This is a genomic window from Metabacillus indicus (assembly GCF_046603695.1).
GTDB lineage: Bacteria > Bacillota > Bacilli > Bacillales > Bacillaceae > Bacillus_P > Bacillus_P indicus.
On record NZ_CP176757.1, the window covers coordinates 25511 to 40776 of the forward strand.

15 protein-coding genes, 3 tRNA genes, 1 rRNA gene and 1 other RNA gene are annotated in these 15266 nt (G+C 46.9%); 15 read left to right on the forward strand and 5 right to left on the reverse strand.

The window, feature by feature from the left end; genetic code table 11:
* Positions 1-100 precede the first annotated feature (100 nt).
* Positions 101-193: transfer RNA gene (locus tag ACK1LH_RS00110), tRNA-Ser, on the forward strand.
* Between the two features lie 125 nt (positions 194-318).
* Here the strand turns inward: ACK1LH_RS00110 and ACK1LH_RS00115 are convergent.
* From ACK1LH_RS00115 to ACK1LH_RS00125, 3 genes are all read right to left on the reverse strand, one after another.
* The gene (locus tag ACK1LH_RS00115; RefSeq protein ID WP_411334251.1) at positions 319-1338 is read right to left on the reverse strand and encodes a hypothetical protein; all 1020 of its coding nucleotides are present in this window, start codon (positions 1336-1338) and stop codon (positions 319-321) included.
* Between the two features lie 141 nt (positions 1339-1479).
* The gene (locus ACK1LH_RS00120; protein ID WP_029286435.1) at positions 1480-2148 is read right to left on the reverse strand and encodes a deoxynucleoside kinase; all 669 of its coding nucleotides are present in this window, start codon (positions 2146-2148) and stop codon (positions 1480-1482) included.
* Entirely contained in the window at positions 2145-2786 is a 642-nt protein-coding gene (locus ACK1LH_RS00125) for a deoxynucleoside kinase (protein ID WP_411334252.1), read from the reverse strand. Before ACK1LH_RS00125 ends, ACK1LH_RS00120 begins: the two co-directional genes overlap by 4 nt.
* A 256-nt stretch (positions 2787-3042) precedes the next feature.
* Between ACK1LH_RS00125 and hppD the strand changes: the two genes are divergently transcribed.
* Genes hppD through ACK1LH_RS00145 form a run of 4 tightly spaced genes read left to right on the forward strand, consistent with a single transcriptional unit; the run spans position 3043 to position 6854 of the window.
* Positions 3043-4158 (forward strand): 4-hydroxyphenylpyruvate dioxygenase, encoded by a 1116-nt coding sequence (hppD, locus tag ACK1LH_RS00130; RefSeq protein WP_411334253.1) that lies wholly within the window; start codon positions 3043-3045, stop codon positions 4156-4158.
* Positions 4159-4176: 18 nt separating this feature from the next.
* A complete protein-coding gene (locus ACK1LH_RS00135) occupies positions 4177-4785 on the forward strand; it encodes a flavin reductase family protein (RefSeq protein WP_411334254.1) in 609 nt (202 codons plus the stop codon).
* Between the two features lie 4 nt (positions 4786-4789).
* Positions 4790-5701, forward strand: a complete 912-nt coding sequence (locus ACK1LH_RS00140; RefSeq protein WP_411334255.1) for a fumarylacetoacetate hydrolase family protein — start codon at positions 4790-4792, stop codon at positions 5699-5701.
* Between the two features lie 4 nt (positions 5702-5705).
* A complete protein-coding gene (locus ACK1LH_RS00145) occupies positions 5706-6854 on the forward strand; it encodes a homogentisate 1,2-dioxygenase (RefSeq protein WP_411334256.1) in 1149 nt (382 codons plus the stop codon).
* Positions 6855-6890: 36 nt separating this feature from the next.
* Here the strand turns inward: ACK1LH_RS00145 and ACK1LH_RS00150 are convergent, their stop codons facing one another.
* Positions 6891-8177, reverse strand: coding sequence for a LysM peptidoglycan-binding domain-containing protein (locus ACK1LH_RS00150; protein WP_411334257.1), 1287 nt, complete (start codon positions 8175-8177; stop codon positions 6891-6893).
* 67 nt (positions 8178-8244) lie between these two features.
* Positions 8245-8790 carry an isochorismatase family cysteine hydrolase gene (locus ACK1LH_RS00155; RefSeq protein WP_267881667.1) on the reverse strand — a complete coding sequence of 182 codons (546 nt, stop codon included), beginning with the start codon at positions 8788-8790 and terminating at the stop codon, positions 8245-8247.
* A 64-nt stretch (positions 8791-8854) separates the two neighbouring features.
* Here ACK1LH_RS00155 and tadA point away from each other — a divergent pair, with 64 nt between their 5' ends.
* The 10 genes from tadA (at position 8855) to ACK1LH_RS00205 (ending at position 15216) form a co-directional block, all read left to right on the forward strand.
* Complete coding sequence (gene tadA / locus ACK1LH_RS00160) at positions 8855-9346, forward strand: tRNA adenosine(34) deaminase TadA (protein WP_411334258.1); 492 nt, start codon at positions 8855-8857, stop codon at positions 9344-9346.
* Positions 9347-9431: 85 nt separating this feature from the next.
* An RNA gene (gene ffs / locus ACK1LH_RS00165) (signal recognition particle sRNA large type) lies at positions 9432-9697 on the forward strand.
* A 174-nt stretch (positions 9698-9871) separates the two neighbouring features.
* The gene (gene dnaX / locus ACK1LH_RS00170; protein WP_411334259.1) at positions 9872-11578 is read left to right on the forward strand and encodes a DNA polymerase III subunit gamma/tau; all 1707 of its coding nucleotides are present in this window, start codon (positions 9872-9874) and stop codon (positions 11576-11578) included.
* A 17-nt stretch (positions 11579-11595) separates the two neighbouring features.
* On the forward strand, positions 11596-11922 hold the full coding sequence (locus tag ACK1LH_RS00175; protein WP_029566291.1) for a YbaB/EbfC family nucleoid-associated protein: 327 nt from the start codon (positions 11596-11598) through the stop codon (positions 11920-11922).
* A gap of 10 nt (positions 11923-11932) precedes the next feature.
* Positions 11933-12529, forward strand: a complete 597-nt coding sequence (gene recR / locus ACK1LH_RS00180; RefSeq protein ID WP_029286413.1) for a recombination mediator RecR — start codon at positions 11933-11935, stop codon at positions 12527-12529.
* 24 nt (positions 12530-12553) lie between these two features.
* Positions 12554-12775: a YaaL family protein gene (locus ACK1LH_RS00185; RefSeq protein ID WP_029286411.1), complete on the forward strand. Its 222-nt coding sequence runs from the start codon at positions 12554-12556 to the stop codon at positions 12773-12775.
* 64 nt (positions 12776-12839) lie between these two features.
* The gene (locus ACK1LH_RS00190; RefSeq protein WP_029286409.1) at positions 12840-13106 is read left to right on the forward strand and encodes a pro-sigmaK processing inhibitor BofA family protein; all 267 of its coding nucleotides are present in this window, start codon (positions 12840-12842) and stop codon (positions 13104-13106) included.
* A gap of 259 nt (positions 13107-13365) precedes the next feature.
* Positions 13366-14903 (forward strand): 16S ribosomal RNA (locus ACK1LH_RS00195).
* A 151-nt stretch (positions 14904-15054) separates the two neighbouring features.
* Positions 15055-15131 (forward strand) — tRNA-Ile (locus tag ACK1LH_RS00200).
* A 12-nt stretch (positions 15132-15143) separates the two neighbouring features.
* Positions 15144-15216 (forward strand) — tRNA-Ala (locus ACK1LH_RS00205).
* Positions 15217-15266: the final 50 nt, after the last annotated feature.

Genomic DNA, 15266 nt, shown 5'->3' on the forward strand with positions numbered 1-15266 from the left:
CCTGAGCAGCCGTTTTGGCCCTCTGATTTTTTTTGAAAAAAGTTTTTTAGAAACGTTGACAGGCATATTTTCTATATGATATATTAATTCTTGTCAGTACGGAGGTATACCCAAGTCTGGCTGAAGGGATCGGTCTTGAAAACCGACAGGGGGGTCAAACCCCGCGGGGGTTCGAATCCCTCTACCTCCTCCATTTAAAATATAAATTCCAGTTATTACGCGCATAATAATTGGAGATTGTCGATAAAACCCGCTGCTTCTGCAGCGGGTTTTTTGTATCTATTCAATGTTCTGTTCAGAGTTTAGGCGGGTTCGCTATCAAAGAACAGTAAAGGCTGTAATGGAACACACACTAAAAACATAAATCTCCGATGGCACTCCGATAATACTGACTATTGTAAAGAATGCAAGACAGCCGCACACGTTTAAAACGACCAGGTTATTAAGACCCGTCAGCCCGTCAACGAGCAAGCTGACATTCAAACCGAATCTTGAGGCAAATAAAAGGTCTTGTGCTATGTTTTCTGCACAGCATCCGCAGCAGCACGTTCTCTTTTTCCTGTCCAAAGAATTCTGGCATGCAGCCCCAGCGCTCTGCAGGAAGCTGAACTCAGGGCTGCCGGCAGCAGCACTCACCCCTGCTGTTTTACAAATCTGAACGGTCGTATTTGGCCGGGGGGCAAGTTGACCCAGTCCCCGGAATGTAAAAGCTCCGCATTCGTTTACACCTGTAATAATCTGACCTCTAAAGGGGTTGACCAGCGATGGGGAACCAGTCAGATAAATATCAATACCGGTAGTATCTTCTGCTGTAGTTTGAAAGACCCTCAGGCTTTCAAGCAGTGCAGCCAGATCTCTTGTGCAGCAGTCGCAGTCATCATTGCATTTTTTCACTTTTTTACTGCCCGAGCATCCACAGTCTCTCTTTTTTTTGCAATCCTTGCATGTACAGCCCTTCTCGCAGCATTCTTTCAAAGGTTTTTTCTCCTTTTCGCAGCAGCAAGTCACATTTACCGTAACACCGCTGACATCAGTTGTGATGGTCTGGTTGTTAGTCAGAGGAGAATTATTGGTGTGCCCTCCTATTGTTTGTGCTCCCTGAGTCTGATCTCCATGGCGCTGCCGCTGAGTCTGACTTTCAAGCGTTTGCTCCTGATTAGGATTTAAAATAGGATTTTGATCGGCATTTTGCTGCAGGTCCTGTTCAGTTCCTTCAAGAAACGGATTTTGCATAACTGTCTGAGACTGATCCTGGGTCTGCCCGGTCTGGTCCTTTTCTTGGAATTGATCCATTCTATGCCCGGATTTTACGGATTTATTAAAGTTTACCTTCCCCATGTCTCGCTTCTCCTTTTTAAATACCAGCATTCATCTATTAAGATATTCACCTGTATCGCACAAGTGCAGGAGTGAGGAGCAGTTGGGTTTTTGCCTGCAATTCGGCAACAAAAAAAGCCTTTCGAAAAAGGCTTAAATCGGTTATTTTTTCAGCAGTCTGGTCTGCTCAATAAAATGGGCAACGCGCTCCACAATCGGCTCGATGGAACCTTCATCATTCATGATGTCGTAGTCATTGATGTTCAGACGCAGTACCGGGCACGCATTGAAGTTGTTGATCCAGTCTTCATAGCGGCGGTGCATTTCTTCCCAGTAGGCAACAGGCGTCTGCTGCTCCATCGGGCGTCCGCGCTCTTTGATGCGGGACAGGATGTCGTCAAGGCTGCCTTCGAGATAAATCAGAAGGTCAGGGTGAGGGAAGTAAGGCGTCATGACCATCGCATCGAAAAGATTCGTGTATGTTTCATAATCAACCTCTGTCATCGTCCCTTTTTCGTAGTGCATTTTTGCGAAAATGCCTGTGTCTTCATAAATGGAACGGTCCTGAATAAATCCGCCGCCGTATTCAAAGATGCGCTTTTGCTCTTTGAAGCGTTCTGCGAGGAAGTAGATCTGCAGGTGGAAGCTCCATCTTTCAAAATCCGCGTAAAACTTATCAAGATACGGATTGGTATCTACTTTTTCAAATGAGGTGCGAAAGTTCAGGGCGTTTGCAAGTGCATTGGTCATTGTCGATTTGCCGACGCCGACTGTGCCCGCTATTGTAATGACAGCATTGTTCGGGATGCTGTATTTTTCTCTCAAATTCATTTAGCTCTAGCTCCTTCGTGTAAAGTTTCATCCAGACGCTTAAAGATATAGGCCAAATCTTTTTCGTTTTGGACAAAATCAAGCTCGTCCCCGCTGAACCTCAGCACAGGGATGGACGGGTGTTCCTTTTCCCACTGTGACATGGCCACTTCATAATCCTCAGAAAGCTGCTTCAGGTATCCGGGATCAATCTTTTTCTCAATCTCTCTGCCGCGCTTGTCGATGCGCGAAAGAAGCGTTTCAAGACTTGCATCTAAGTATATGATCAAGTTTGGTTTTGGCATGTCGCTTGTCAAAATGGAATATATGTCGAGGTATTTATCATATTGTTCTTTTTTAAGAGTGCGCTTTGCAAAAATGAGGTTTTTATAGATATGATAATCCGCCACAACAGGCTGACTCTTTTTCAAAAACAACTGGGCAATATCTTCAAGCTGTTTATATCGGTTACAGAGGAAGAACATTTCTGTCTGGAAGCTCCACTCTTCGATGTTTTCATAAAATTTGCCGAGAAACGGATTTTCATCCACAATTTCTTTCAGCAAATGAAAGTGATAGTGTTCTGCTATCGCCTTTGCAAGTGAAGTTTTCCCTACGCCAATTGGTCCTTCCACAGTAATAAACGGTACGCCATTCATCACGTGTCCTCCTACGCAAAAAAATCTATCAAAACAGACAAATTTCATTGTATCACAGTGTTAATGGGAAAAGAGCGGGCATTTCCCAAAAAAGAAAAGTTTCCAATTATCCTGCCATGGAAAGGAAGGATTTATGCCGGTCCGCATCACTGCAGAAAAGCGTTATAGCTTTACTTTGCACTCTTGCCTCGTCTGTTTCATTTTCCGTATGATAGATTCGGAATAGTATTAATATTCATAAAATGGAGGGATTTTCATGCGTGAGGAAACAGTTGCAATGGATGAAGTAACAGAGGATTTTTTTCCGGTAAAAGATGTTGATTATTTGGAAATGTATTCAGGAAATGCCAAGCAGTCTGCCCATTATTTCTGTACGGCGTTCGGATTTAAACTTGTCGCTTATTCCGGTCTTGAAACCGGCAACAGAGAGACTGTCTCCTACGTCCTGCAGCAGCAAAAGGTCCGTCTGATTATTACAGGTTCTTTGAATGATACCTCGCGTGTGGCTGAATTTGTTAAAAAACATGGTGACGGAGTAAGGGATATTGCACTTGTCGTGGATGATGTTGAAAAGGCTTACAAAGGTGCGGTGGAACGCGGAGCCATTGCAATCACCCCGCCATTTGAATTAAAGGATGACCATGGAATGGTGAAAAAAGCCGTCATTGGAACATACGGGGACACCATCCATTCTCTTATTGAGAGAAACGAGTACAAAGGTGTTTTTATGCCGGGGTATGAAAAAGCGGAAATGAAGATTCCTTATACAGAAGCCGGCATTATAGGGGTTGATCATGTCGTTGGAAACGTAGAAAGCATGCAGGAATGGGTTTCCTATTATGAGAAGGTCATGGGCTTTAAGGAGATGAGGCATTTCACGGATTCGGATATCAGCACAGAATATTCTTCTCTTATGTCAAAGGTGATGCACAATGGCGGGAGGATCAAGTTTCCTATTAACGAGCCGGCTGAAGGAAAACGAAAATCTCAAATCCAGGAATACCTTGAGTTCTTCAATGGACCGGGCGTGCAGCATCTGGCTGTTTTAACGGAGGATATTGTTTCAACAGTCGCGATTTTGAAGAAAAACGGTGTAGAGTTCCTGAATACTCCTGATACTTACTATGAAACGCTGAGCGAGCGGGTAGGGGATATAGACGAAGAAATTGATAAGCTGAAAGAATTGAACATTCTGGTAGACCGCGATGATGAAGGATACCTGCTGCAGATCTTCACAAAGCCGATTGTCGACCGTCCAACCGTCTTTATTGAAGTCATTCAGAGAAAAGGGGCAAAAGGATTCGGCGACGGAAACTTTAAAGCGCTCTTTGAGTCGATTGAAAGAGAGCAGGAGCGGCGGGGAAATCTGTAAACGCGGAAGGTGATGGAAATGGATGTAATGCCTGACTCGCTCCATTGGAAAGATGCCTATAAGCTCATGATCGGTTCGATTTTGCCGCGGCCGATTGCGTTTGTTTCTACATTAGATGAAAGCGGAACGGCCAATCTCGCACCGTTCAGCTTTTTCACGGCGATCTCAGCAGAACCGATGATGGTCTGTTTTTCTCCCATGAGAAGAGTAACAGACGGAACGAAAAAAGATACGCTTCTTAACATTGAACAGACGAAAGAGTTTGTGATTAATATCGTCAGTGAAGAGATTGGCGAACAGATGAATCTGTGTGCCGGGGAATTCCCGCGGGATGCGGACGAATTTGAGGAGAGCGGTCTGACGAAAATAAGCAGCGCTGCGGTTTCGCCTCCAAGGGTAAAGGAAAGCCTTGTGCACTTGGAGTGCATTCTTCATGAGGTCCTTCACTTTGGAGAACATGCCGGGGCCGGAAGTCTTGTCATCGGCAAGGTCGTTCATATCCATGTTGACGATGCCCTCTTCTTTGACGGCAAAATCGATACCGGGAAGCTGAACCCGATTGGCCGGCTGGCAGGAAATCAGTATACAAAGCCGATGAGTGACACATTTGAAATTGTCAGAAGGTGATGGGATGAAATTTGTGACCTTTCAAACGGGTGATCAGCAACTGAGGGCAGGATGGATACAGGGAGATCTGATCATCGATATGCATGCGGCAAGCGGGGGGGATTTGCCTCGGGATCTACTCCATTTGATAACGGATTATGAACGGTATGCTGATTTCATCAGGACTCTAAAACCTTTTCGAGCCGGAGATGAAGGGGTTTATGAGCTTGAGGAGGAAAGGCTTGCAGCTCCGCTTCCAAGACCGCTGAGCATCCGTGATTTTTATGCGTTTGAACAGCACGTGAAAACCGCACGGGGAAAAAGAGGACTTGACGTTGTGCCTGAATGGTATCAGTTTCCGGTTTTTTATTTTTCGAATCATCTGGCTGTTAAAGGGCCGGGAGATGCAATCGAAGTTCCTCCCGGCTGCGGGGCTTTGGATTATGAGCTTGAGATTGCCTGCGTCATTGGAAAAGAAGGCCGTGATATTCCGGCTGAGCATGCAGCTGAGTATATATTCGGGTACTTTATCATGAATGACTGGAGTGCACGCGATCTTCAGCAGGCGGAGATGAAAGTCGGCCTCGGACCTGCAAAAGGAAAGGATTTTGCGACCTCGCTCGGTCCTTTTCTTGTAACGGCGGATGAACTCGGGCCAAAGCTTGATCTCGAGATGAAAGCAGCTGTTAATGGTAAGCAGCTCTCAAGCGGCAACGTACGGGATTGCTATTATTCGTTTGGCGAAATGATTGAACGGGCATCAGCCGGAGTGACGCTGTATCCAGGAGAGGTCATTGGTTCAGGCACCGTGGGCACAGGTTGCATTCTTGAGCTTGGAGAAGAGGTGCACCGTTATTTGCAGCCTGGGGATGAAGTTGAACTGACAATTGAGGGCCTTGGTTCTCTGAAAAACAAAATCACAGCTAAAAGCAGGTGAGAGGATGTATTACCGGACTCTTGGCACGATCCCGCATAAGAGGCACACAATGTTTAAAAAAGAAGACGGCAGCCTGTACAGGGAACAGGTGATGGGAACGAAAGGCTTTTCGGGTGTCCAGTCGATTCTCTATCATCATTACATGCCGACTGAAGTGGTAAGATCTGAGCTGCTGCAGCCGTGCATGCCGGAATACGAAGAGACAGATTCATTAAAGCACAGGCACTTTTTCACATATGCCATGACAGAAAAGGGGGATGCCCTGAGTGCAAGGGAGTATCTTCTGGGAAATGACGATCTTTTAATCGGCATCATCAAAGCAGATAGGCCCATGTCCTCTTTTTACCGCAACGGCGACGGCGACGAGCTGTTTTTTGTCCACGAAGGAAGCGGAAAAGTGGAGACGATGTTCGGTGTGATCACCTATCGCTCGGGAGATTACATCTCGATTCCCATCGGGACGATTTACAGAATTCAGCCTGAGACAGAGACAGCATTTCTCGTCGTTGAATCGTTCAGTCAGATTACGACGCCGAAAAGGTACAGAAATGATTATGGACAGCTGCTTGAGCACAGCCCGTTTTGCGAGAGGGATTTTCGCGGTCCTGAGGAACTGATTACCTTTGATGAGCGGGGAGAGTTTGAAGTCCTGACGAAATCCAGGGGGTATATGCACAGGCACATCCTGGGGCATCATCCATTTGATGTCGTCGGCTGGGACGGCTATTTGTATCCGTGGGCGTTTAACATTGAAGATTTCGAGCCGATTACAGGCAGGATCCATCAGCCGCCTCCGGTTCACCAGACGTTTGAAGGGCACAATTTTGTCGTCTGTTCCTTTGTGCCGCGGATGTACGACTATCATCCGGAGAGCATTCCGGCACCTTATTATCACAGCAATGTGAACAGTGATGAGCTTCTTTACTATGCTGAAGGCAATTTTATGAGCAGAAAAGGAATTAAGCGGGGATCGATCACGCTGCATCCGAGCGGCATTCCCCATGGTCCTCATCCAGGGAAGACGGAAGCAAGCATCGGGAAAAAAGAAACTTTGGAGCTTGCTGTCATGATTGATACGTTCCGGCCGCTCAAGGTTGTGAAGAAAGCACAGGAGATTGAAGATAAAGACTATATGTATACGTGGGTTGAATAGGTAAGCAATCAAAAAAAGCAGCCGGGCGGCTGCTTTTTAACGTTTCACGACCTCGAAATTGTCGGTAATTAAAAGCCAGTTCTGCGGGAAGGAAAGTCCGAGCTTCCAATAGCTCATGCCGCGGAGCTTCAGTTCCTTCATCAAGTCAAATTTCGCCTGGATGGAGCGTGCGTCTTCAAACCAGACTTCATGTTCTTTTCCGTCCTCTGCACGGTAGTTGAAGTGAGGTGCCTGAGCTTTCATATTATATTGAATCGGGACGTTATACCGGCTTGCGAGACGGATGGCCTGCTGCGGGCTGATGGCTTTTGCAAACTGGCCTCCCGGCTTAAACGGAAGCGTCCAGTCATAGCCATAGAGATTCTGCCCCATCATGACCTTTCCCGCAGGAATTTCTGTAAGCGTATAGTCGAGCACTTCGCGGACAGGGCCAATCGGAGACACTGCCATAGGAGGTCCGCCGCTGTATCCCCATTCGTATGTCATGACGACGACAAAGTCGACAATTTCCCCATGAGCTTTGTAATCGTGGGCTTCATACCACTTTCCTTTTTGATCTGCGCTTGTTTTCGGTGCAAGAGCGGTTGAGATCAGCCATCCTTCTTTCTTGAATCTTGCCTTTGCTTTTTTCAAAAAACGGTTATAGGCTTCTCTGTCTGCCGGACGCAAATATTCCATGTCAAAATGAATATCCCTGAATCCATATTTCTTTGCTGTTTCAACAATGTTGTTTAAAAGTTTATTCTGGACATCCTGATTGTTGAGGACAATCCGTCCGATTTCATCACTGAAGCCGTCATCATCCAAGTTCGTTACAATCATCATCAAAGTGACTTTGTTTTTCTTCGCGATATTGGCAAAATCATTTAATAGAGGTTCTTTCAGTGTGCCGTCTTTTTGGATGCGGAAGCTGAACGGGCCGAGATACGTTAAATAAGGAGCTGCTTCTCTGGCGCTTTCCTCCAGGTTCGGGCTGACCTGATTGCCGGACGGCTCTATATAGGCGTTAAATTCTGCTTTTGGTTTAGGGCGTTCGGGAACATAGAGCCTGAATCCGATCTGAAGCTGTGTGTTAATCGGGATCCCGTTTATTTCTGCAAGCTCTTTCGGAGTGGTGCCGAACTTTCTGCTGATGGACCAGAGGGTGTCGCCGGGCTGCACCCAGTAGAAACGCCCTTTGATTGGAATAACAATTGTCTGGCCGACGACAAGCTGGCCGGGATTTGGGATTTCGTTTGTCTGGATAATCTCTTCGGCAGTCGTGCTGTACGCCTGGGCAATGCCGTATAATGTTTGTCCTTCCCGGACAATATGTATCTGCATATTGATCCCCTCACTCATTCGTCATACTATCTCTGTTACATCCTATGAAGAAATGAGCGGGAGCATGTTATATTTTTAATTGGGAGGAAGCGGTTGTATCTGCCTGCAGGACGTTCTTCATCATCCTCAGGGCATACTCGTTGTCATGCTTATCGTTCGATGCAATGCAGTCTTCCGGAACCGAAAGCTGATATCCGCGCATATAGGCATCATTGGCTGAAAAGAGGACGCAAATGTTTCCGGCAATGCCTGTTAAAATGAGATGCTTTACTTGAAGGTGGTCAAGGAGTACATTTAATGCGGTTCCGTAAAAGGCGGAGTGCATGGGCTTAATTAAAAAATAGTCGGTATCATCCGGATAGAGCTGGTCGATAATCGGTTTGCTCCGTTCATTTGTGCAGGTCTCCGATATCTTTTGAAAATCGGCCTGCCATAATTTATAATGATCATTTATATAGACCACAGGAACATTTTGCTTCTGCAGCTTCTTTTTCAAAGTATAAATGTTTTGCGACACTGTTTTTGCTTCAGCGGCGAGTGTTTCGCCGTGCTTGAAGTCGAAATTGTTTATCATATCAATAATTAGCAGGGCACAGGCTGCTTTTTTATCCAAAGCCATTCACTCCTTTACTAAACCTAGCTTGTGCCAACCTGCTTGAATCTATAAGGAGCACATAATGGATAAAGATCAGATGTATATGGAACTGGCGGTAAAAGAGGCGCTTAAGGCAAAAGCCATTGGAGAGGTGCCGATCGGTGCTGTTATCGTTCTGAATGATGAAGTGATTGGTGCAGGATATAACTTGAGAGAAACGGACCAGCGCTCAATTGCCCATGCCGAGATGATCGCCATTGATGAAGCATGCAGACGGACAGGATCATGGAGACTGGAAGATGCGACAATGTACGTCACTCTTGAACCTTGTCCGATGTGTGCAGGTGCGATTGTGCTCTCAAGAGTGAAGCGGGTCGTTTACGGCGCTTCAGATCCAAAGGGCGGCTGTGCCGGAACATTGATGAATCTTCTGGATGAAAGCAGATTTAATCATCAATCAGAAGTGACCCGCGGTGTGCTTGAAGAAGAATGCGGACGTCTGCTCATTGATTTTTTCAGAGAGCTGCGTGAAAAGAAAAAGGCGCTGAAGGCTTCTTCAAAAAATTTACAGTAGTTGAAGATTGCAATTTTCGGCAAAACCTTATATACTAGGTTATGCGTCGTACTAAACGGCGCACCTAAACTAGGTATCAATTTTGCCGTGCTAAGCGGGGAGGTAGCGGTGCCCTGTACTCGCAATCCGCTCTAGCGAGGCCGAATCCCTTTCCCGAGGTTAGCTGTCTGTAGGGCCTGCCTTAAGTAAGTGGTGTTGACGTCTGGGTCCTGCGCAATGGGAATCCATGAACCATGTCAGGTCCGGAAGGAAGCAGCATTAAGTGGAATCTCTCATGTGCCGCAGGGTTGCCTGGGCCGAGCTAACTGCTTAAGTAACGCTTATGGGCACTAATCGACGGAAGGTGCACGGCAGTTTAATTTATAATAATCAGCCCATCCTGATAAAGGATGGGTTTTTTATTTTGAAAAAGGGGTCAGTCCCTGCATGCTTTAAAGCAGTGCGGGACTGACCCCTTTTTGGGCTTTGTAAATTCCTGTTTCCATAAGGTATAATAGAAAGGATGAATTTGAAGGAGGGCGTTATGTGAGTTATCAGGCTTTATACCGTGTTTGGCGGCCGCAGCAATTTCATGATGTCGTAGGTCAAGAACATATTACCAGAACGCTTCAAAATGCCCTGCTGCAAGAAAAATTCTCGCACGCGTATCTTTTTTCCGGACCGAGGGGAACAGGGAAAACGAGCGCTGCCAAGATTTTTGCCAAAACAGTCAACTGTGAAAAAGCGCCAGCCGCAGAGCCTTGCAATGAATGTTCTGCATGCCGGGGGATCACAGATGGCTCTATTTCTGATGTCATTGAAATTGACGCTGCTTCAAACAACGGAGTAGATGAAATCCGGGATATCCGGGATAAAGTAAAATATGCACCATCATCGGTTAAATATAAAGTCTATATCGTCGATGAGGTTCACATGCTCTCAATCGGCGCATTCAATGCCCTTTTAAAGACGCTTGAAGAGCCTCCGAAACATGTCATCTTTATTTTGGCGACAACAGAACCCCACAAAATCCCTCTCACCATCATTTCAAGGTGCCAGCGGTTTGACTTTAAGCGAATCACGGCAGCTTCAATAGTGGGAAGAATGCAGGAAATCATTGATGATCAGAAGATAATCGCAGACCAGTCTGCCCTTCAGGTCATTGCAAGCGCTGCAGACGGAGGCATGCGTGATGCGCTCAGCCTGCTTGATCAGGCGATTTCGTTCAGTGATGAGAGAGTGACGCTCGATGATGCCCTGCTCATTACAGGTTCTGTCTCCCAGGCGATGATCGGAAACCTGATTCATTCCATGCATGAAAAAGATGTATCGAGTGCGCTGCAGACACTAGATGAGCTGATGAACCAGGGGAAGGATGCATCAAAGCTTACAGAAGACTTTATCTACTATTACAGGGATCTGCTTCTCTACCAGACAGCTCCGCAGCTTGAAGAGGTACTTGAAAGAGTGACGGCCGATGATCAATTTGTCAGCCTGTCAAAAGAAATTCAGACTGATGCCATCTACCATGCGATTGATGTGCTGAACAAGAGCCAGCAGGAAATGAAATGGACAAACCATCCGCGCATCTTCCTTGAGGTTGCCATTGTGAAACTGTCAGAGTTTGAGGGCAAAGTCAGAGCGGGCAGCGAAGGCGGGGGCGGCGATTACAGCGAGCTTCAGGCCATGGTGAAGAAATTGTCCGGGGAGCTTGAACTCCTGAAAAAGCAGGGTGTGACGCAAGTCGGGCAGCAGCAGGCGCAGCAGGGAGAACAAAAAGCATCTAAAACAATCCGCGGAGGATATAAAGTCCCTTCAGGACGGATTCAGGAAATCCTGAAAGATGCTACGAAGCCAAATCTTGCTGCTATTAAGGGCAAATGGGGAGAACTCCTTGAAGAGCTCCGTAGACAAAATAAAGTATCCCATGCAGCGCTTCTGACAGACAGTGAACCTGTCGCAGCATCAGAGACTGCATTTGTGCTAAAATTCAAATATGAAATCCACTGCAAGATGGTGGCGGACGATAATAACGGTGTCCGCAGCAATATGGAAGCCATTTTGCTTTCCCTTACAGGACGGAACTTGGAAATGGTTGGCGTTCCTGAGCAGGAATGGGGTAAAATAAGAGAGGATTACATACGTGATCAGCGTCAGAATGATGACGGCAATACCCCTGATGAAAACGAGGACCCGCTGATCGCCGAGGCGAAAAAATTAGTGGGTGCAGACCTCATTGAAATAAAAGACTGATTTGGAGGAGATTATTAATGAACCGTGGCGGAATGGGAAACATGCAGAAAATGATGAAACAAATGCAGAAAATGCAGAAGGACATGGCAAAAGCACAGGAAGAGCTTGTAGCAAAAACAATTGAAGGATCTGCAGGCGGCGGGATGGTCACTGTGACAATCAACGGCAACAAAGAAGTCACTGATGTAGTCATCAAGCCGGAAGTTGTTGACCCGGATGATATCGAAATGCTTCAGGACCTTGTGCTTGCAGCTACTAACGATGCACTCAAAAAAATGGATGATCTGACGAACGAAACAATGGGTAAATTCACTAAAGGCATGAATTTGCCAGGCATGTTCTAGGAGGAATGGGATGCATTATCCAGAGCCTATATCAAAGCTGATTGACAGCTTTATGAAATTGCCAGGAATCGGCCCCAAAACGGCGGTTCGCCTGGCTTTTTTCGTCCTGAACATGAAGGAAGACGTCGTTTTGGATTTTGCAAAAGCGCTTGTTAACGCAAAAAGGAATCTGACGTACTGCTCTGTATGCGGACATATCACAGATCAGGACCCTTGCTACATTTGTGAGGATCAAAGAAGAGATAAATCTGTGATCTGTGTCGTGCAGGACCCGAAAGATGTCATTGCCATGGAAAAAATGAAAGAGTACACGGGCCTTTATCATGTCCTTCAAGGAGCCATTTCTCCAATGGACGGAATTGGGCCGGAGGATATTAAAATTCCTGAACTGCTTAAACGGCTGCAGGATGATTCTGTCCAGGAAATCATTCTCGCGACAAACCCCAACATTGAGGGAGAAGCGACAGCTATGTATATCTCAAGGCTTCTGAAGCCTGCAGGGATTAAAATGACGAGAATCGCACACGGTCTTCCTGTAGGAGGAGACCTGGAATACGCCGATGAAGTGACACTCTCTAAAGCGCTTGAAGGCAGACGCGAGCTTTAGAACAGGGGGAAGGGGGATTTTTCAATGTTTTTTCGCAGAAAAGGCTGGCTAAGAAAAGAATATGATCAGCTGCTTATTGACGACCTCCTCCATATGAAAAGTGAATGGAATCACAGAAAGCAGCTTGTTGATAAAAGCGTGGAGCCCTCGCCGGAAATCCTTTATGAGCTGAAGGTTTCCCAGTCCAAATACTTCTTCTTATTAAGAGAAGCCAAGAAAAGAAATATCACCATCGGAAAGAAATAGCTTGTTCTATTTTTACCGTCCTTTCATAGATATGTAGAAAGTAACGATGAAAGTGAGTGGTGGAATGGAACCTGTATATGTTTTTTCCATTCTTGGAGGCATCATCGTCCTGCTCCTTGTGGCAGGCGCCCCGATGAAATCGATGAGGTGGATCGGGCAGATGATGGCTAAAGTTGTTGTAGGCGCATTGTTTCTATTTTTTATTAATGCATTCGGTACAAGCATTGACCTGCACATTCCTATTAACTGGACAACAGCAGCCATCTCGGGCTTGCTAGGATTGCCTGGAGTGGCGGCGCTTATCGTAATCAAAATGGTGATCTTAACGTAGAACGGGCAATATAAACTGCCTGTTCTATTTTTTTTGTTGACACCCCGATGACACGATGGTATATTAATAAACGTCGCTGATGACATTAACAAAAACTTCTTCAAAAAAGTTATTGACTTAATAGGACATCGCGTGATATATTAAAGAGGTCGCTTCAAGACGATGCGACATCAAAAGTTCTTTGAAAACTAAACAAAACCAAAAGCGTACCAAACGTTTTAAATTTTTTAAGTCAGCAACATTTATGAGTCACAAATTTTCTTCGGAGAGTTTGATCCTGGCTCAGGACGAACGCTGGCGGCGTGCCTAATACATGCAAGTCGAGCGGACCTCTTCGGAGGTCAGCGGCGGACGGGTGAGTAACACGTGGGCAACCTGCCTGTAAGACTGGGATAACTCCGGGAAACCGGAGCTAATACCGGATACTATGTCAAACCGCATGGTTTGACATTCAAAGACGGTTTCGGCTGTCACTTACAGATGGGCCCGCGGCGCATTAGCTAGTTGGTGAGGTAATGGCTCACCAAGGCGACGATGCGTAGCCGACCTGAGAGGGTGATCGGCCACACTGGGACTGAGACACGGCCCAGACTCCTACGGGAGGCAGCAGTAGGGAATCTTCCGCAATGGACGAAAGTCTGACGGAGCAACGCCGCGTGAGTGATGAAGGTTTTCGGATCGTAAAACTCTGTTGTCAGGGAAGAACAAGTGCCGGAGTAACTGCCGGCGCCTTGACGGTACCTGACCAGAAAGCCACGGCTAACTACGTGCCAGCAGCCGCGGTAATACGTAGGTGGCAAGCGTTGTCCGGAATTATTGGGCGTAAAGCGCGCGCAGGCGGTTTCTTAAGTCTGATGTGAAAGCCCCCGGCTCAACCGGGGAGGGTCATTGGAAACTGGGAAACTTGAGTGCAGAAGAGGAGAGTGGAATTCCACGTGTAGCGGTGAAATGCGTAGAGATGTGGAGGAACACCAGTGGCGAAGGCGACTCTCTGGTCTGTAACTGACGCTGAGGCGCGAAAGCGTGGGGAGCGAACAGGATTAGATACCCTGGTAGTCCACGCCGTAAACGATGAGTGCTAAGTGTTAGAGGGTTTCCGCCCTTTAGTGCTGCAGCTAACGCATTAAGCACTCCGCCTGGGGAGTACGGTCGCAAGACTGAAACTCAAAGGAATTGACGGGGGCCCGCACAAGCGGTGGAGCATGTGGTTTAATTCGAAGCAACGCGAAGAACCTTACCAGGTCTTGACATCCTTTGCCACTTCTAGAGATAGAAGGTTCCCCTTCGGGGGACAAAGTGACAGGTGGTGCATGGTTGTCGTCAGCTCGTGTCGTGAGATGTTGGGTTAAGTCCCGCAACGAGCGCAACCCTTGATCTTAGTTGCCAGCATTCAGTTGGGCACTCTAAGGTGACTGCCGGTGACAAACCGGAGGAAGGTGGGGATGACGTCAAATCATCATGCCCCTTATGACCTGGGCTACACACGTGCTACAATGGATGGTACAAAGGGCTGCGAGACCGCGAGGTTTAGCCAATCCCATAAAACCATTCTCAGTTCGGATTGCAGGCTGCAACTCGCCTGCATGAAGCTGGAATCGCTAGTAATCGCGGATCAGCATGCCGCGGTGAATACGTTCCCGGGCCTTGTACACACCGCCCGTCACACCACGAGAGTTTGCAACACCCGAAGTCGGTGGGGTAACCGCAAGGAGCCAGCCGCCTAAGGTGGGGTAGATGATTGGGGTGAAGTCGTAACAAGGTAGCCGTATCGGAAGGTGCGGCTGGATCACCTCCTTTCTAAGGATATGAGGTCGCTTTTGGTTTTTGTTTAGTTTTGAGAGAACTTTGTTCTCCATTTAAATAGGAAGTTTACTTTACAAGTAAGCGAGAACGTCATGCGCGTGCTTTTTTGTTCGTCGCAATCGTCTCTTTTATCCTTATATGAGATGGGCCTATAGCTCAGCTGGTTAGAGCGCACGCCTGATAAGCGTGAGGTCGATGGTTCGAGTCCATTTAGGCCCACCATCTCTTTAATACGGGGCCTTAGCTCAGCTGGGAGAGCGCCTGCCTTGCACGCAGGAGGTCAGCGGTTCGATCCCGCTAGGCTCCACCTAGAAAGTTGTTCTTTGAAAACTGGATAACGTAATTGATAACAAGTAA